Below are 18,222 nucleotides of genomic sequence, written 5' to 3' on the forward strand. Positions count from 1 at the left end.
GAAAAAGCCCTTATCTTAAGTAGATAGGGGCTTTTTTATATCTGTTAGATAACTTATGCAAACTTAAAACTTGCTAGACTAAGTCCAACAAACACTTTGTATTGATTACTTACAAATTCAGCATAGGCGTGAATTTATGGACACGCTATAGTGTTTAACATATTTATTTGGGAGAGTGTCATGAGTGTAGAATTCTTAAAAAAAGTGCGTAGCTCAGTAGTTTTAACAAGTTTGTTGGCTGGCGCCTTGACGGTCAGCGCTTGTCAGCAACAGGCAGAGCCAGAGTCGGGAATGGAAGACGGTGCTAATACAGAAGAGTCTGTTCCAATGTCAGCGGAGCCTGCTGAACCTAGTGATGTCGTCGTCGATACCGAAGACGCTTCGCTTAACGAAGTAGAAGGTGATACCACCGCTTCAGTAAATAGCGCCGTCATGCAGATGTCGTATCTATGTACACCTGAACTAAAAGTTGAGGCGACTTATAAAGAAGATGCCAATCAAGTTGTTGTTGCAACTGACATGGGTACAGTAACGTTAAACCAGACCAATGAAGGTAGTAATCCTGAAGTGTTTGAAGTGGCGACCGCAATTGATGGTGGTCAAGGCTTCACACAATGGCGTGTAGGGCACGAAGCTCGTAAAACTGGCGTCATGCGTACTGCTGGTACCGATGAGTCAAATGTTAATACATTCGAGTGTAATGAAGCCTCGTAGTTGGTCTTTAATACTTAGTAAGTGATAGGCATTAAAAAAGCAACGCTAAGATAGCGTTGCTTTTTTATGTTGTGACATAATCTTTATCAATCATACAATTTCGTAGTGGCTAAACTATCAGCGCTTATTTTAACGGAGTTGTATCAGAACCATGAGCCAACAGACCTTTTTCAGTCACATCTAACTCTTCATGCTTGAGCTCTACTTGAATGCTATCAGTATGCACATGGGTGCTTTTGTTAATTTCGATATCTTGAATAGCGTAGGTGTCTTTGGTAATAGTAGCCACTTGGCGAGATAGCACAATATCAATCGGTTCATCGCCAATCTCTATTTGTTTACCATTAATGGTCACTACAGCTTTGCTATCCAAAGAAGGCTCGACGTGGCGCAATATATCTTTTTCATCGTAGTTACCAGAGAGTAAATCTTGGCTTTCTGCGTCATGATAATCAGTACGAATGGTGATATATTCTTCTACCAACTCAATTGGCACTTCAACAGTCTTAGTACGTGAATGCTTGATGACGGTTACTTTACCCACATCTAAGCGTTCTTTGTTAATTACAGGACGCTCTTCTAATAGCTCTAAGTGTCCAACATTGACAGTATTGTTCGTCTGCTTCGTTGAGATATTTTGTTCCTTATCCAAGTTATCTTGGTAAAGGCTGTTTCCATTTTCAGTAGTCATTGTTGTTCCTTTATAATTATAAAATGATGAATTTCTAATAATTTAAAGCGTTATATGTTGATCAACCACATATATTAACTAGCTACAGTGAATACTATAAACCATTCGCTCATGTTATGAATACAAAAAAGACCAGAGACATGCTCTGATCTTAATGGCCAAACATATGAGTTTAGCTGATTATTACTATCATATTTAACTGACGATATAGGAAATTTACGTCGTTAAACTATGACTTATTAGCATATTACATGCCACGAGCACGGCGTACATCTTCTGCTGTGATACCATCACGGTCTACTAAGTTACCTTCACGGTCAACCACGTTGCCGTCACCATCAACATCTAGCTCTTCGCGTTGAATGGTCTCAACCACAGTTTCAGTGTGATGATCGGTCGTCTTGCCAACATTTACTTCTTCAGAAACATAGGTTTCTTTGCTGACGCGAGCACGTTCGGCCTGTAGCTCAATTTCAACTGTTTCAGTAGCATCGAGATCACCAATACGACGATCTGTTGGGCGATCTACGCTAGTACGTTGGATATTGGCATGTTCTTCTTCTAGATCTACATCGACATTGCGCTCTTCAGTAACGACATGCTTACCTACTTTTACTAAGCCAGCGACGATACGATCTTTATTCACTGTCAGACGCTCTTCTAATAGCTCTAGCGTATTTGGTGCGTCATAAGAATGATCTGCAATATCAACGCGATCTTCTACAGGGAGTGTATCAGCAGTAAATGCTTGACGATCTCTTTCGTACTGCTCTTTATAGCTGTACTGGTAATCGTGATCGTATACTTCCATGGCTTCTACTTGTGTTTTAGTTAAGCTATCAAAGAAGACATCATCACCAACGATACGTGCTAAACCTGCTGGTACCAGTACTTCTTTTGAGCTAAACCAGCCGCCTGCATCTACAATTAAGTAACGAATACGACCAGTAGTATCTTCTACTAGAGCACCTTCGATTTTACCAATTTTTTCTTCATTGATACCGTAAGCAGTTTTGTGCGTTGGATCATAATAGTCGTCACCAATTAAATCTTGATGAGTAGCTTGAATATCTTTTAAACGGATTAGTTGACTCATTGTTATATTCCTTTTTTGCGAGTTTATTTTTTATAATGTAATGGTTGATGTTGTTATTAATTTTTAGTAAAACCATATTTATTACAGTTAATGGTAAGCCAAATGAATAGCTTCCCTATCAACTTGTAGCTATCCTAACATCGTGATTTTTGATGAGATATATGAGCAAGGTAGCAAAGTGTGCACTTGCAGTAATTGCGTGTAATAGGCTGTAAGTGGCATAACATAGGAGGGGGTAGAAGTTAACGAGTCTTTACACAGAGTAATATTCAACATTCATCGAAAGAAAGCAGACACAAAAAAACCGCATCACTATTAGCAATGCGGTTTTTCAATGAACAATACTTATCTAAGTATTATTTAGCTAACTTACTTTAAGTCAGTTAAACCTGCTTTATTTAAGCAAGTTCAATAGCTACGGCTACCGCTTCACCACCACCGATACATAGCGTTGCGACGCCTTTTTTGCCGCCAGTGCGCTTTAGAGAGTTGATAAGCGTAATCAAAATACGAGCACCTGAACAGCCTACTGGATGACCAAGGGCACATGCACCGCCTTCGATATTTACTTTAGCATGGTCAAGTTTCAGTTCGTCGATCGCAGCCATAGTAACCATCGCAAAGGCTTCGTTAATTTCCCATAGATCTACATCGTCTACTGACCAGCCAGCGCCTGCTAATACTTTTCCGATGGCACCGATTGGCGCAATAGTAAATTCGCTTGGGTGACGTGAGTTTGACGCAGTAGCAACGATACGAGCTTGGTAATCAAGGCCTTCAGCTTTCGCTTGAGACTCTTTCATTACTACGACGGCTGCAGCACCGTCTGAGATTGAGCTAGCGTTTGCAGCAGTAATCGTACCATCTTTAGCAAATGCTGGACGCAAAGTAGGAATACGATCAGCATTAGCAAGAGCAGGTTGCTCATCGGTATCAACAGTTTGCTCGCCTTTGCGCGTTGCAAACGTAACAGGCTCGATTTCATCTTTAAAGTGGTTGTCTTTGATAGCAGTTAGCGCACGGTTCAATGACTCAATAGCAAACTCATCCATTTGCTCACGTGTATAGCCTTTTTCATCAGCCATTTCTTGAGCAAACATACCCATTAGCTTACCAGTATCAGCATCTTCTAGGCCATCTAAGAACATATGGTCTTTGACTTCTTTGTGACCCATACGATAGCCGCCACGTGAACCTGGCATGATATACGGTGCATTGGTCATTGATTCCATGCCACCTGCAACAGCAACGTTGAAGCTGCCTGCTTTGATACCATCATGCGCTTGCATGACTGCTTTTAGGCCTGAACCACAAAGCTTATTGATCGTGACAGCACCAGTCGCATCCGGTAGACCTGCTTTACGCATGGCTTGACGGGCAGGGCCTTGACCCAAACCTGCCGTCAAGATACAACCCATAATGACTTCATCAACACTGTCAGCGCTAACACCTGAGCGTTCAACAGCAGCTTTGATAGCGGCGGCGCCCAGCTCGGTAGCACTCATGTCTTTTAGTGCGCCTTGAAAGCCACCCATTGGTGTACGTGCGCCGTTTAGGATTACAATTGCATCATTTGACATCGTTATTATTCCTTGTTGTGCGTTTTGATTAAGTATCTACCAAGAAATCAGATGCCGATTGGCTAGCTTTTACTTATATTATAAGCATCTGTCTTCTTCAGTATGTGGTTTATGCTAGCTCATCTAATCGTATGCGTACTACTTTATCAGTAATGGTCTCTAACTTTTCAATTTTTTCGATAGCAAGATTCATCTGACTCTCGACCACAGGTAGCGTCAAAATAATCACTGGCACTTGACCTACTTTATGCGCAGGTTTTTGCAAGATTGCATCAATATTGATACCGGCATCACTTAGGATGCGCGTGATATCTGCCAGTACGCCTGGGCTATCATAAGCATGCACACGCAAATAATAGCCAGTTACCATCTGATCAGCGCGCAATATAGGCGTGTCTGATAGCTGGTCAGGGATAAATGCTAAATGTGGAACATGATGCCCAGTGTTGCTTTGATCGTCGCGGTCTTTGCTACCCAGCACACGAACCAAATCCATGACATCGGCCATCACTGCAGAAGCGGTTGCACCAGCACCAGCGCCATCGCCGCAATAGAGCGTCTGGCCTAGCGGATGTGAGTTGACCAATACTGCGTTTTTCACACCATTGACGTTCGCCAATAGCGCATCTTGTGGAATAAGTGTCGGATGTACGCGTAGTTCAACCCCTGCGTCACCATCGTTTTCGCTATCGCGGCGTACTGCAAACCCTAAATGCTTGATACGGTAACCAAGTTCTTCGGCATAGTTCACGTCTTGCAGGGTAATACCAGTAATACCTTCACAGTAAACTTTATCGAACTGTAGCGGGATACCAAAAGCGATAGAGGCGAGTAGCGCTAATTTATGAGCGGCATCAATACCTTCAACATCGAAAGTAGGATCTGCTTCTGCGTAACCTAACTCTTGCGCTTCGCTCAATACGTCAGCAAAAGGACGACCCTTATCACGCATTTCTGTCATGATAAAGTTACCAGTACCGTTGATGATACCCGCGAGCCAGTCGATTTTGTTGGCAGCCAATGCTTCACGCATTACCTTGATAATCGGAATGCCGCCTGCTACCGCTGCTTCATAAGCAACATGCACATTGTTTTCTTCAGCTAAGGCAAAAATCTCATTGCCGTGTTCAGCGAGTAGAGCCTTGTTTGCCGTAACCACATGTTTGCCGTTTTTAATGGCTTGCATAATGACGTCTTTGGCTAAGGTGGTACCACCAATCACTTCGATAACAATATCGACATTATCGCTTGCGGCAATTGCCATCAGATCGCTGTTTTGCATGATATTGGCATCAATATCATCACGCTGACGACGCGTACCGACTTCGGTAATAATAATGTCGCGTCCGCTACGGCGTTTTAGCTCATTTAAATTGTCATTGATCAGATTGATCACGCCCGTTCCGACGGTGCCTAGACCAAGTATCGCTAGTTTGATGGAATTACTCACAGTATCCTCAAGAGGTTAAATATAATGAAGTCAGTATAAGCGATGACAGTGTCAAATGAGTCTGCGACATCAAACATAACGTCTGTGCGCATTGTCAAGTGCTGCCTGCCTATCTGCTTCATCATAGTTGAATAAAAAAAGATCGAATAAAAAAGGTGTTACTCATTTTGCATCGCGCTTTATCGTATCATACCGACAAGGCATTGTGACGTCTATACAATCTCATAAAAGCCAATGTTCTGAATGTTAACGTCATAAAAGCCAATGTTCTGAAGGTTGATGTCATAAAGGCTAAGATTACAAAGACAACGTCATCAAGGTTATATCAGCTTACGATTATAAAAAAGCGATAGCTTCAATCTTGTTTGGCATATGTATATGTCATTTATGCTTGGTTACTCATATTAGTCGCTCTAATATGAGTAACCAATACTGATAACTCAAATGATTAGTTAGCGCCTACCGCTTGTGCCAATTCTGCTGCAGGTAAGTAGCCACCTACTTGTTGTCCTGTTTCGGTAAACACCGCAGGCGTACCGCGCACGCCAAGTCTTGAGCCTAGAGCCATATGTTCTTGTACAGGGTTGGCACAGCTAGGGGCTTGTACGTTAGCACCGATTTTTGCTTGATCCATCGCAGCTTTACGATCCTGACTACACCAGATCGCTTCCATCTTTGGTACAGACTCTTGACTGCGTGGCCATGCCAGATAACGAACCTCGATACCACGCGCATTGATATCATCCATTTCAGAATGTAGTTTACGACAGTAGCCACAGTCTGCGTCGGTAAAGGCATAGATGACAGCCTTGGTTTCACCTTTTGCTGGATAAATCACCATGTCTTTTTTATCGACGGCTTTTAGCGCTTCTTGTGCTGTCGTAGCAACTAGGGCAGCACTGATATCAACCGGAGCAGCATCACCCACAGCAATGATCTGACCTTGAATAATATGCTTGCCAGCTTTATCAGTAAAGAAAGAAGGTAGACCTTCAGCGGTCACCCAATAAATACCATCCATATCTGTCGGTACAGCTGAAACGATAGTTTCCTCGATACCAGAGCTTTTTAGGTTCGCCTGTAACGCCTTCACCACGGTTGCATCATTACCAGCTGAGGGATTAGTAGCAGTAGTATTTGTCTGTGCAGCGTTTACAACGCTAGTATTGCTGGTTGCATCAGCGGCATTGTTTGAGCAGCCAGCAGCGATACCAACTAGCAGCGCACTCATCATAAAACGAGATAGAACGGTACGAGAAAGGGCATTACGCAAGGTGGTATTTTGGATAGTGGGGAACGGCATACGGGTTTCCTATAGGCATCGCGCCTAATCATGAGTTCGTTATAAAAAGCGCTATGAACTTTTCTATATAGTAATGTGTCTTGGCAGTGTTTTAAAGGTCTAACATTGAAGAAGTTTTTATAACTTATTGATAATAAAAGATAGGTAGTAATAGCCTTCATATTACCATATTTACGCCAAATAATAGCAAAGGGAAGGCAGCCAAGAAGTATCAATAAAGCCAACTTTAAAGAATAGCTATCAACATAAATTCAAAAAACAAGATACATTTGTGCTATTTAACATAGTTGCTTGAACTTGTAATCTATGGCTAATCGCATTGTTTCTATAAAAATCTGTATAAAGTGCATTGTATGAACCATTTGAGAACGACTTACTTTAACAAATTTGCTTTAAGGAGCACACATGGCAGGTGCCAGTTTATTAACCTTACTCGATGACATCAGCGTCTTAATGGATGATGTGAGCGTCATGACCAAAGTTGCCGCCAAAAAAACCGCGGGCTTAGTTGGTGATGATTTAGCACTCAATGCCGAGCAGGTCACAGGGGTTAAGCCAAATCGTGAGCTCCCCGTCATTTGGGCAGTGGCCAAAGGCTCTGCCGTGAACAAAGTGATTTTAGTACCAGCGGCACTATTGATCAGTTATTTTATACCGTGGTTGATTACTCCGCTATTGATGATCGGAGGGTTATACCTGAGTTATGAAGGGGCTGAGAAGGTCATTCACAAGTTTTGGCCGAAATTGTTGCCTCATGATGAAGAGCAAAATGCTCGTTTAAAAGCCAATGCAGATGAGTCGGTAGATTTGGTCGCGTTTGAAAAGGACAAAATCAAAGGTGCCATACGTACCGATTTTATCTTATCAGCTGAGATTATTGTTATCTCTTTAGGCGCAATTACAGCAGCTGGTGGCGATATTGTCCAAAAAGGCATCGTACTTTCGATAGTGGCTGCTGTCGTGACTGTCGGTATTTACGGCTTAGTTGCAGGCATCGTAAAGATTGATGATGCGGGTCTGCATTTGATTGAAAACTCACAAGCAGGTGATAGTAAGCGCAAGTTTGGCGAGTTTATGCTTGCAGCTGCGCCAAAGATTATGAAGTTTTTATCCATAGCGGGCACGATTGCGATGTTCTTGGTGGGCGGCGGTATTATCGTTCACGGTACCGGCTTTTTGCATCACAGTGTAGAAGACATTGCCCATCTTACTGGGGTATTTGAAGGGTTAACCGCGTCATTGTTAAATGGATTGGTCGGACTGATTGTTGGCGCTATTGTAGTAGCTATTGTTACTACTATTGGCAAAATGCGTGGTAAAGATGACACAGCGTCTTCTGCACATTAAGCTTATCTGCTTTCTATTGTCTCTCGTTTGAATTAGCAAGTAAGTTTGACTGTATTAAGATAAAAAGCCCCAAAGCTACAAATAGCTTTGGGGCTTTTACATTTGAGCTTATATGACTAGCTGTCGCTGTCTACATCATCAGATGCGAGCTTTTCAGCCTGCGTCGGCTTCTTATGATCCATCTTAGGCTTACGACTGCGCGCCTTTGGTACTTTTGGCGTAGTCAGATTAAACATACCAGTCTGTGGAAGCAATTGCTCAGCCACATTTTCGATCATGTTTTTATAGCTGGCTATGGTCGTCTTAGACTTAGCTGCCTGACTGTCATCTTTGCTAGCCTCTTTAGTAGCTTCTACTACTACCGATTCAGTCGTCTGCTCAGTCTCTAACACGTTTTCTGCAGCATTTTCTACTTCATTGCCAGTTTGCTCTGCAGGGATTTCGACTTCTGCATCCTTAGCTTCTGACTGAGCGCGCTCGACTTCTAGCAAGTGCTCACTATCAGCACTGACATTTTCTGTCTGTGTCTGATTGGCGAGGGCAGTCGCTTCAACGTCATGCGCATCGACTTCGTTATTGGTTTGCTCGACGGTAGCTTGTTCAGCAGGTACGCTCAATACAGTGGGTTCCTGATAATCAGGGTGCTGTCCGCGCGGATCGTTGCTAGCACGCTTAGTGATAGCACGTGGCTCAACGTCTGTCTTACCTTGTGCTGCTGCGAATTGACTGACGGCTTGAGTCATCACTTCAAAGCGTGCAAGGTAGTCGGCAGCCAATGGTTGATAGCCATAATTGCTAAAGTCAAAGCTCTGGCTAGCAGCATCAGAGCTATTATCAGCACTCTGAGATTGCTCATTATGCAACGCAATAGTCGCGATAAAGCAGTTGATAATGCCTTCTTCTGCTAAGCGCGTTTGCGCCTCTGGTAGCGTGGCACGAATAAACTCACCAACCGTGCCACGTATTGCTGGCACATTAGTGGCAGCTGGCTTGTTCGCTTGAGCAGCTTGCTGAGCGAGTACTACACGTGGATCGTTACTCGCTTGCCCAAATTTCTCAGCAGTCACGTAACGTGTGCCAAATAGTGCTTCATGGGTTAGCTCAAGTGCTGAGTTACTCACATTACTTGTGCTTGCACTATTACTGTCAGCCTGAGTACTTTGAGCTTCATTACTCTTACTCACATTTTCAGCAGTCTTGGTTTTCTGCTGTTTTGGAGTCTGAGTTTCTTTAGCTTCCTCTACGTCAGCAGTTACCGATGTTGGAGCTTCCGCTTTACTTTCGGTGTCACTCGTAGAAGTCGATGCTGCCTCTACAGCTACAGGTGCTTTTTCCTCTTCAGCAGCCTGCTGATGCTTAGGCGCGTCGTTCTGCATCTTAGCTTGTTCGGTAGATTCACGCTTATCGTCATTTACCTGATTAGCATGGGTTTCCACCGTACTTTTTCCGTTATCGCTTTTCTTATCAGCGTTCGGCGCACTGGTGTTTTGCTTATCAGTGTTCTGCTCATTGCTACTGTGTTTGTCAGTAGGTTTTTGAGCAGCTGTTTCGTTTGAACGCTCATCTTTTGCTACGTTATTTGTCGCGCTTTGCTGCTCACTAGGCTGAGTTTTGGCCTGTGTGGATTTGCTATCATCTAAAGATAGATGCACCACTTCAGGGGCTTTTAACTCAGTTGGCGCTTCATTGACCTGTAGCACGACCTCGTTAGGGTCTTGATTGCGACGTGCACTATGCTGATTTTTGCTATTGGCAGCATCGTTGTTTCTAGCGTTCTGCTGTTTGCCCTGCTTAACGTTGTCAGCCGTTAGTGTCTCACCGCGCTCTAGCTTACCGCGTGAGCCGCGTTGGCTATGCGATTTACGCTTAGTACGAGTTTGCTCATCTGCTTTAGAGCTGTTTTCGTTATCAGCATCACTGCGCTCGCTTGCGTTACGATTGCTGTTCTGTTGACTGCTATCTTGGCGGTTATTACGATTGCGATCGTTCGTGCGTCTGTTATCGTTTTGACGCTTGTCTTGCTGTCTTTGGTCTTGAGTATCAGACGATTTGTCATCAGCATTGTTTGAGTTAGTACTTTCTGAGCTACTGTTTACGTTGCCAGTATCCTCGTCAGTTGTCTCTTTTCTTTGACGCGGCTTAGAAGATCTAGACTTACGCGGCTTACGTCTTCTTCTGTCTTCATTGCTGCTGTCGTCAGCATCGCTGTCATTACGACGCGCCTGTTGACGGTTAGCGTTATTATCTGACTGTTGGCTTTCGTTTTTCTGACTGTTGCTTTGTTGAGTTGGCTGCTCACCAGTTGCAGCTGCACTATTCAATGCATTGCTATCAACTTGACCAAACGAGCCTAAGCTTTGCGCGCCCGTGTTTACTAGCGCTTCGATTGCTTCAGCGGCATCTCGGCTACTGACACTAGGCGTCGTAGTGGCTTGTGGTGCTTGAGCAAATAGGTTTGATAACCACGCAACGGCTTTTGGTTGAGCAGTAGCTTCGACACTCTGTGTCTGCGGTGCTACTGGAGCGGCGACAATAGCGGTTTTATTGGCTTGCGGTGCATGTGCAGGCGACACATCGTTGGTGTTTTTATGATTACGACGATCATTGCTATGATTTACCGTATCGTTCTGTGCTTGCGTAGCTGCGGCCTGCTGTGTGTTTGAGCGGCTCTGCTTATCATCTGCAGTTTTACGAGGCTGGCGAGTAGGCTGCTGTTCAGGACGCTCTTTTTCAGCAGTCTGCCAGTCAACGTTGTAGCCAAGGTCACTATGCTCTTGTTGCTGAGTATCAGTGATACGTTCATAGCTCGATGGTGCAAAGCCATCACGGTTGAAGTGCAGCTTGAAGTTTGGTGATTCTAAATGCGCGTGTGGCAAAATAGTGATACGCGTGCCACTGTCTTGCTCAAGATAAACCAAGCTGTCGCGCTTTTCATTTAATAAGAATGCCGCGATGTCTGTCGGGACTTCTGCTTGTACTTCACCTTGACGTTCTTTAAGGGCGATTTGCTCAATTTGACGCATGATAGATAGCGACAATGAGCGCAAGTCACGAATCATACCGTTGCCATGACAACGTGGGCAGATATAGCCTGTTGACTCCTCTAATGAAGGACGTAGACGCTGACGGCTCATTTCCATCAAACCAAACTTAGAGATATCACCAAACTGAACGCGCGCACGATCATATTTGGTCGCGTCGATTAGACGTTTTTCTACTTCTTTTTGGTGCTTATTGTCATTCATGTCAATGAAATCAATAACGATCAAACCACCCATATCACGCAAACGAAGCTGACGAGCAATCTCGTCAGCTGCTTCTAAGTTGGTATGGTAAGCGGTCTCAGCAACGTCTGAACCTTTGGTTGACTTAGCTGAGTTAATGTCGATAGAGACTAGTGCTTCTGTTTGGTCAATAACGATTGAACCACCTGATGGCAGACGAACTTCACGCTGATAAGCGGTTTCGATTTGTTTTTCGATATTAAAGCGCGAAAACATCGGCTCATAGTCAGTATATTTGCGTAGCTTTTCGGCTTGTTTTGGCATTACCGCATCGATAAACCCAGCCGCTTCAATATAAGCATTTTCGTTATCAATCCAAATCTCAGCAATATCATCACGCAAATAATCGCGAACAGCACGTGTGACAACGCCCGCTTCTTGGTGAACCAAGCGCGGTGATGGGTATTTTTGGTTTTGTTCTTGAATGGCTTGCCAAATGTTGAGCAAGTGGTTTAGATCGTGCTGTAAGTCTTCTTGTGTTTTACCAATACCAGCAGTACGGATGATGACACTCATGCCTTTTGGTAAATCAAGATTGCTCAGCATACGCTTCATATCTTCGCGCAGTTTACCCGAGATTTGACGTGAGATACCACCACCGCGAGGGTTGTTCGGCATTAATACCAGATAGCGACCGGCTAATGACACATACGTCGATAGGGCAGCGCCTTTATTACCGCGCTCTTCTTTTTCGACTTGGACGATTAGCTCGTCGCCTTCTTTAATCAGTTTTTTGATGTTTTCGTCGCGTGGGTTGCCGCTTAGGTATTCAGCAGAGATTTCACGAATCGGCAAAAATCCTTGACGCTGAGAACCGTATTCGACAAATACTGCTTCAAGCGATGGCTCGACACGGGTCACATGACCTTTGTAAATGTTAGATTTTTTTTGCTCGCGAGTACGGTTTTCTAGGTCGAAATCGTACAGGTGGTTGCCTTTACATAAGGCGACACGAATCTCTTCGTTTTGAGTAGCGTTGATCAAAATGCGTTTCATATTTGTATCCTATGAGTACGCATGACAACGATAAGACAGTCTTTAGGACATAGTGGCAAGTGTGGCTAATATTGTGATTAGCGTGTGTAGATGTTCATTAACGGTAGAACGTAAATCGTGGGTTTATAAAGCACATGGGCTTTTTCAATGGCTTCTTTTTTACCTGAAGTAATGAGCGGCGCTCAGATTAATATCAGTAATATAGGGTGTAAGGCTACGGTACTTATATTTTATCATCAGTAAACTTGGTACATATATGATTGGGTCAGCGAGTCAAAGCGCTCTTATTCTCAGTACGTTCTATTGGTAGTGATTTCAGCGCACGTTGTAAGCGTGGGCGAGGGTCAGTTACAGTTCTAAAAAATACTGATATTAAAAAGGCGTAGTGCTGTTGCCATTCATCCATCAAAGTCTAACAATAATATCGCGGTCATGATTGCTACTATTATAGTGGCGTCACTCAGCAGTTGTTTATTCAGGCGAAGCAATTGGTTACTCTTTGTTTATCGTTCTTTGTATAGCGTCAATAATATCTTGGGTGTCTCAAGGTTAGGTGTCGCAGCTTTTGTTATCAGCGGGGCGTACTTGGCAAACAGAGTAATGGACCAGCTTGTCAGCGTGGTATCGTATTTACATTGTTATCGTCATCTGTTTGACCACCAATACTTAGGCAGCTATCGAGTTACTTTTCGATCCTAACGTTAAACTACCCATACTTGCTCAACTATGCTGGCATAAAGAACCATCAGATAAATAGTCATTAAATAATGATTGGTTATCGAGTACGGTCGTTGTCATGCAATTAGTGAGTCAGTGTTGTATGGTAATCGGTTAATAAGCTGATTTATTATCAGCGTGATCAACGCGATGGTATTTAGTGTCACTATTTATTTTATGGTACCGAATAACATTCAGTACAGTATTTTTAATTTGTAGGGCTATATTTGGTAAGTAATACCTCTAAATAAAAATGCGCCCTAAAATCAGATGAAACGTGTCAGGTCAGCAGGATAAATAGTGTCTACCTCTTTACTAGCAAGTAATAGAAAACTGACAAGCAATAAAACGGTGGTCAACTATTTGTAACAACAATGATTATTGCTGTCGCCTCTGCTTAATTGTCGCTCAACATGCTAAACTATAGCAAATCTTTGTGTAAATACCTAACTAAAAATGACAAACTCAAAAATGACTGACGACGCTACTACCCATGAAGCCCCTGCTATTTTTAATAGCAAAACACGCCCACAAAGCGCTGACGATGAGATTAGCAACTTCGGTAAGGTGAACTACCTCGAAGTAACGCGCCATCAACACGATCAGCGTTTAGATAACTTTTTGTTAAACCGTTTAAAAGGTTTACCAAAATCACATATCTACAAAATGATTCGCTCAGATGAGATACGCGTTAATAATAAACGCTGCAAAGCACACGATAGAGTGCAGCGTGAAGATGTGGTACGTATTGCTCCTGTAGAGCTAGCAACGCGCGAAAAACCAATTATTAGTACCGAGTTCGCCAAAAGCTTGCTGGCGCGCGTGGTCTATGAAGATGACGGTTTGCTAGTGCTAAATAAACCTTCTGGTATCGCTGTGCATGGCGGTAGCGGCTTGGACTTTGGGGTTATCGAAGCCATGCGTGAAGTGACGGGTAAAAAATACCTAGAGCTAATCCATCGCATTGATAAAGACACATCAGGGCTACTGATGATTTCCAAAAAACGCTCAACGCTCAAAGTATTGCAGCAGCATTTGGTAGACAAGACCATTCAGAAGCACTATCTGTGTCTTGCCAAAGGGCAACCTGCGCTCAATGAGCAGCGTATCAATGCACCATTGCTACGTTACACGCTTGCTAGTGGTGAGCGCCGAGTGAAAGTAGATAGCCAAGACCCACAAGCGAAAGAAAGCCAGACTGATATCGTTATCCATGATCGCTTTATGATTAATAGTCAGCCAGTAAGCTTAATTGAAGCCAAGCCATTGACGGGTCGCACTCATCAAATCCGTGTGCATTTGGCGCATATCGGTCATGCTATCTTGGGTGATGACAAATATAACGTTCATGATAAATCAGGCGTCCATCGTCTGTGTCTACATGCATGGCGCTTAGATATTCCAGGCTACAAGACCATTACTGCGCCATTGCCAGACGATATGGCAGATTGGCTACCAGAAACAACGAAATTGCCTGAATAATTTTTCAAAATAAACTCTTAAGCCAAACTATTTTTGTACTTTCCTAAACGTCACGATATCTTATTTTTACGAATAAGCCGCCGTGACGTTTTAGTATCTGCTATTTATTATTAATATTCATTAAGGTGACTTCATGACCAAACCAGCTACAACTTCAGAGCGTGTTATAAATGCTCAACCATTAGCAGAACACAATCTGTCTGATAAGACGTTGATTATTTTTGATTGGGACGGCACGTTAATGGATTCAATCGGCCTGATTGTTGATTCTATGCATGTGGCTGGGGAAACACACGGGTTTAAGACGACTGATAAAGCTGTAAAAGACATCATTGGTCTGAGTTTAATGAATGGCATTAAGATTTTATATCCGCAGGCAAACGATGCGCAGTTGCTTGCCATTCAGCAAACCTATGCAGAGTACTATATTGCCAATAGTCACAGTACGCCGCTATTTGAACCAATAGAGCATATGTTGCAAACTTTGCAGCAGCAGGGAAAAACGCTCGCCGTAGCAACTGGCAAAAAAAGAAAAGGGCTAGATCGTGTATTAGATGCCTCCGATAGCCATGATTACTTTGCGATTACGCGTTGTGCTGATGAGTCAGGCTCAAAACCTGATCCGCAGATGTTGACCGATATCTTGGATTATACGCAGCAGCAGGTTTCTGATGCTGTGTTTATCGGTGACAGTATCTATGACATTCAAATGGCAACAGCATTGGGCATGACCAGTATAGCGGTGAACTATGGTACGGCAACGAGTGCAGAGCTTGCTGCGCAAAATCCAACCTATCAGGTTGATACTCCACAAGCGCTAGTGGATTTGCTATGCGGGTAGAGCTACTTTTATAATTCTTATTGTTTTTATAACATAACGATAATAATAATGAGTGAATAAACAGGCAATAAAAAAGGGTTTATCGTAATAGCGATAAACCCTTTTTATTAAAGACAACGATATTTATTTGTTTTCTTTATCAACGCTCTCTTTTTCACCGCTTTCTTTTTCAATAGCGTCTTCTAATTCAGCACCTTCTAGCAATGCAAAAGAAGACTCAATGATTTTGTCTGCATCAAGCTGATACTCATACCAGTTGCCCATTATCCCAGCCAATTCATCGAGACCTTCCTTTCTGAGCGCCGAAAACAACTGAATGGTACAGTTTAAGCCCAGTTTTTTCAGTCTTTTACGAGTCTCAAGGAGGGCATTTTTAGAAGCGCCGTACTTCAGTTTATCTGCTTTGGTCAGCAGAATATGTACTGGTAGCTCACCATCATTTGCCCAGTGCAGCATTTGCTCATCAAAAAACTTAAGCGGATGACGAATATCTGTCATCAATACCAGACCTGCAAGGCTTGAACGTGATACCAAGTATTCTTCTAGCTCAACTTGCCATTCTTTTTTCATCTCTAGCGGAACAGCTGCATAGCCGTAACCAGGCAAATCGACCAAACGTCTGTCAGTATCACCGATACTAAAAAAGTTAATCATCTGCGTGCGTCCAGGTGTCTTAGACGAGCGAGCCAATTGACGCTGATTGGTTAAGGCGTTGATGGCTGATGATTTGCCAGCATTTGAGCGACCTGCAAAAGCGACTTCCAATCCCATGTCAGGCGGACAGAGACGAAAGGTAGGTGCTGACATCATAAACTCAGTTTGTTGAATTTTCTGACGAGATTTGGTATTGAACAAAGCATGTTCAGCGGCGACATCGTTAAACGGGGTACTCATAAATGGCTCATTAATCTTAAAAAATTGGATGCGATTATAAAATTTTAGTCAGCGGATGATTCAAGTCATCGGTGCGGTCAAGTAATTGGTCAAGCGATAGGTAAATCAAGGTAAAAGGCTATTTTTCATCGATGCAATTATGTGTGAATCATAAAAGTAGCTATTTAATATTACTGGCTATTCTATACTATTCCGCGTCTTACTTATTGAAATAACTGCGATTAGCATCATATAAATAGTAGGATAACATTAAAGTTGACCTGTCATTAAGACAAGTTCTCAGCTTTAACAAAGCCATATCCAAATTATCTATGTTTATATGACATATATTGTTACAATGTTTAACGAAGGATGTTTAATAGAACGATTGATGAGACACGTGAAATATCACGAGGAGGTGCTCTATGTTTTCAATCAGTAAACTTCTTAGCACGAGTTATCGCGCTATAACGGCTAGCAGTGCTGCACTATTATTAAGTGGCATTATGATTAGCAGCGCAGGTGCGGCGGATATCGCCACTACCTATAATAACTCATGTGCAGCCTGTCACGATAGTGGGGCGTTAAATGCCATTAAAAAAGGTGATAGTGCCAAATGGCAACAGCTGATTAAACAAAAAAGTATGCCGACGCTTATCAAGTCCGTCAAAGGTGGTATGCCACAGATGCCAGCAGGTGGTCTTTGCGACAAATGTAGTGATGACGATTATCGTAAACTTATCGAATATATGAGCAAATAATCGACTTATAAATATAATTTAAACATATAAAATAAAGCGCTGGGTTAATAACCTCTCTGCGCTTTTTGTTTTTGCAGCATATTGTATATTGTGTTGCCAGAAAACTGATGGATACTATGATTAAGTAGGCAAATGATACAAAGTCTTGCTATAATAATCGAAAATAAACCCTGATGTTAGTAAGTACTTTCAGACTGCTTGTGTCCAAGACCTCAAAATATACGCCATTCTCATGATTAAAGAGGCGGCTATATCAGGTATCTTACCAGTGCAATCACTCTAAATAATGCTTACGCCGAGCTAGTAGGATTTGTATCAATGAAAAAGTTAATCGCTGCTGCCAGCTTATGCGTTGCAAGTTTCAGCGTACAAGCTGCTATTATTGTTCCTGAATATGACGTCAATGCAGGTCAAAAAGTTGCAGAAACCGTTTGTGCTGCTTGTCATGGTCTTAATGGCGTCAGCATTGTTCCTGCACAGCCAAACCTTGGCGGCCAAAACGTAAAGTACCTATATAAACAGCTAGTCAACTTTAAAGCAGGTTATCGCAAAAACGGTATTATGCAGTCACAAGTTGCTAACCTGTCTCAACAAGACCTAGCAAACGTAGCAGGTTACTATGCCAGTCAAGCGCCTTGGGGCGTTGGCTACGGCAATCCTGCAACCAACCAAGAAGCGACTAAGCTATTCTTGGGCGGTGATAAGTCGCGCGGTGTCATTGGCTGTGCCGGCTGTCATGGTCCAGATGCTGCAGGTAATACTTGGGCTGCATTTCCAAAGCTAGGCGGACAGCATGCTCAGTATATTGCTACTCAGCTAAAACTGTTCCGTGCCGCTGGACGTGTTGATGATATCGATAGCGATGATCAAAAACGAGTCAATGATGCAGCCAAAGAAGGCGAGATGGGTATGATGCAAACGGTTGCATCGAAACTATCAGATCGTGACATTCGTATCTTGTCAGACTATGTAAGTGCTATTCACTAATTGATTCGCACTGATTCAATATCTGATACACGCTTTGCTTTGCATAGAAGGCTATTGAATGAAGCCACTGAGTACTGAATCGCATATTGATTATATCTGA

The 18,222-nt window shown here is 43.0% G+C and carries 13 protein-coding genes; 6 read left to right on the top strand and 7 right to left on the bottom strand.

Annotated features, from left to right (window positions below):
- The first annotated feature begins 180 nt into the window (after positions 1–180).
- Positions 181–714: a hypothetical protein gene (locus CXF69_RS10810; RefSeq protein ID WP_102078074.1), complete on the top strand. Its 534-nt coding sequence runs from the start codon at positions 181–183 to the stop codon at positions 712–714.
- 124 nt (positions 715–838) lie between these two features.
- On the opposite strand, the gene CXF69_RS10815 is transcribed toward CXF69_RS10810, so the two are convergent.
- From CXF69_RS10815 to CXF69_RS10835, 5 genes are all read right to left on the bottom strand, one after another.
- Positions 839–1,405, bottom strand: a complete 567-nt coding sequence (locus CXF69_RS10815; protein WP_102078075.1) for a YsnF/AvaK domain-containing protein — start codon at positions 1,403–1,405, stop codon at positions 839–841.
- A 247-nt stretch (positions 1,406–1,652) separates the two neighbouring features.
- Entirely contained in the window at positions 1,653–2,501 is an 849-nt protein-coding gene (locus tag CXF69_RS10820; protein WP_102078076.1) for a DUF2382 domain-containing protein, read from the bottom strand.
- Between the two features lie 398 nt (positions 2,502–2,899).
- Entirely contained in the window at positions 2,900–4,081 is a 1,182-nt protein-coding gene (locus tag CXF69_RS10825) for a thiolase family protein (RefSeq protein ID WP_102078077.1), read from the bottom strand.
- A 109-nt stretch (positions 4,082–4,190) separates the two neighbouring features.
- Complete coding sequence (locus CXF69_RS10830) at positions 4,191–5,531, bottom strand: homoserine dehydrogenase (protein ID WP_102078078.1); 1,341 nt, start codon at positions 5,529–5,531, stop codon at positions 4,191–4,193.
- A gap of 448 nt (positions 5,532–5,979) precedes the next feature.
- On the bottom strand, positions 5,980–6,834 hold the full coding sequence (locus CXF69_RS10835) for a DsbC family protein (protein WP_102078079.1): 855 nt from the start codon (positions 6,832–6,834) through the stop codon (positions 5,980–5,982).
- Between the two features lie 405 nt (positions 6,835–7,239).
- Here CXF69_RS10835 and CXF69_RS10840 point away from each other — a divergent pair, with 405 nt between their 5' ends.
- On the top strand, positions 7,240–8,181 hold the full coding sequence (locus CXF69_RS10840) for a DUF808 domain-containing protein (RefSeq protein ID WP_102078080.1): 942 nt from the start codon (positions 7,240–7,242) through the stop codon (positions 8,179–8,181).
- Positions 8,182–8,297: 116 nt separating this feature from the next.
- Here CXF69_RS10840 and CXF69_RS10845 read toward each other — a convergent pair whose 3' ends face one another.
- Positions 8,298–12,461 carry an Rne/Rng family ribonuclease gene (locus tag CXF69_RS10845; protein WP_102078081.1) on the bottom strand — a complete coding sequence of 1,388 codons (4,164 nt, stop codon included), beginning with the start codon at positions 12,459–12,461 and terminating at the stop codon, positions 8,298–8,300.
- Between the two features lie 1,188 nt (positions 12,462–13,649).
- Between CXF69_RS10845 and CXF69_RS10850 the strand changes: the two genes are divergently transcribed.
- Positions 13,650–14,660: an RluA family pseudouridine synthase gene (locus CXF69_RS10850; protein ID WP_102078082.1), complete on the top strand. Its 1,011-nt coding sequence runs from the start codon at positions 13,650–13,652 to the stop codon at positions 14,658–14,660.
- 133 nt (positions 14,661–14,793) lie between these two features.
- On the top strand, positions 14,794–15,501 hold the full coding sequence (locus CXF69_RS10855) for an HAD family hydrolase (protein ID WP_102078083.1): 708 nt from the start codon (positions 14,794–14,796) through the stop codon (positions 15,499–15,501).
- A gap of 123 nt (positions 15,502–15,624) precedes the next feature.
- Here CXF69_RS10855 and yihA read toward each other — a convergent pair whose 3' ends face one another.
- Positions 15,625–16,395, bottom strand: coding sequence for a ribosome biogenesis GTP-binding protein YihA/YsxC (yihA, locus tag CXF69_RS10860; protein WP_102078084.1), 771 nt, complete (start codon positions 16,393–16,395; stop codon positions 15,625–15,627).
- A 404-nt stretch (positions 16,396–16,799) separates the two neighbouring features.
- Between yihA and CXF69_RS10865 the strand changes: the two genes are divergently transcribed.
- Both CXF69_RS10865 and CXF69_RS10870 read left to right on the top strand, forming a co-directional pair.
- Complete coding sequence (locus CXF69_RS10865; RefSeq protein WP_057758239.1) at positions 16,800–17,135, top strand: c-type cytochrome; 336 nt, start codon at positions 16,800–16,802, stop codon at positions 17,133–17,135.
- Positions 17,136–17,453: 318 nt separating this feature from the next.
- On the top strand, positions 17,454–18,122 hold the full coding sequence (locus tag CXF69_RS10870) for a c-type cytochrome (protein WP_101205531.1): 669 nt from the start codon (positions 17,454–17,456) through the stop codon (positions 18,120–18,122).
- Positions 18,123–18,222 lie beyond the last annotated feature (100 nt).

Source organism: Psychrobacter sp. Choline-02u-9, assembly GCF_002836505.1.
GTDB lineage: Bacteria > Pseudomonadota > Gammaproteobacteria > Pseudomonadales > Moraxellaceae > Psychrobacter.

Bases quoted from the DNA above. Each gene is read 5' to 3' on its own strand.
- CXF69_RS10820 (WP_102078076.1), bottom strand. From the start codon at position 2,501: ATGAGTCAACTAATCCGTTTAAAAGATATTCAAGCTACTCATCAAGAT.
- CXF69_RS10815 (WP_102078075.1), bottom strand. From the start codon at position 1,405: ATGACTACTGAAAATGGAAACAGCCTTTACCAAGATAACTTGGATAAG.
- CXF69_RS10810 (WP_102078074.1), top strand. From the start codon at position 181: ATGAGTGTAGAATTCTTAAAAAAAGTGCGTAGCTCAGTAGTTTTAACA.
- CXF69_RS10845 (WP_102078081.1), bottom strand. From the start codon at position 12,461: ATGAAACGCATTTTGATCAACGCTACTCAAAACGAAGAGATTCGTGTC.
- CXF69_RS10850 (WP_102078082.1), top strand. From the start codon at position 13,650: ATGACTGACGACGCTACTACCCATGAAGCCCCTGCTATTTTTAATAGC.
- CXF69_RS10835 (WP_102078079.1), bottom strand. From the start codon at position 6,834: ATGCCGTTCCCCACTATCCAAAATACCACCTTGCGTAATGCCCTTTCT.
- CXF69_RS10855 (WP_102078083.1), top strand. From the start codon at position 14,794: ATGACCAAACCAGCTACAACTTCAGAGCGTGTTATAAATGCTCAACCA.
- CXF69_RS10825 (WP_102078077.1), bottom strand. From the start codon at position 4,081: ATGTCAAATGATGCAATTGTAATCCTAAACGGCGCACGTACACCAATG.
- CXF69_RS10840 (WP_102078080.1), top strand. From the start codon at position 7,240: ATGGCAGGTGCCAGTTTATTAACCTTACTCGATGACATCAGCGTCTTA.
- yihA (WP_102078084.1), bottom strand. From the start codon at position 16,395: ATGAGTACCCCGTTTAACGATGTCGCCGCTGAACATGCTTTGTTCAAT.
- CXF69_RS10865 (WP_057758239.1), top strand. From the start codon at position 16,800: ATGTTTTCAATCAGTAAACTTCTTAGCACGAGTTATCGCGCTATAACG.
- CXF69_RS10870 (WP_101205531.1), top strand. From the start codon at position 17,454: ATGAAAAAGTTAATCGCTGCTGCCAGCTTATGCGTTGCAAGTTTCAGC.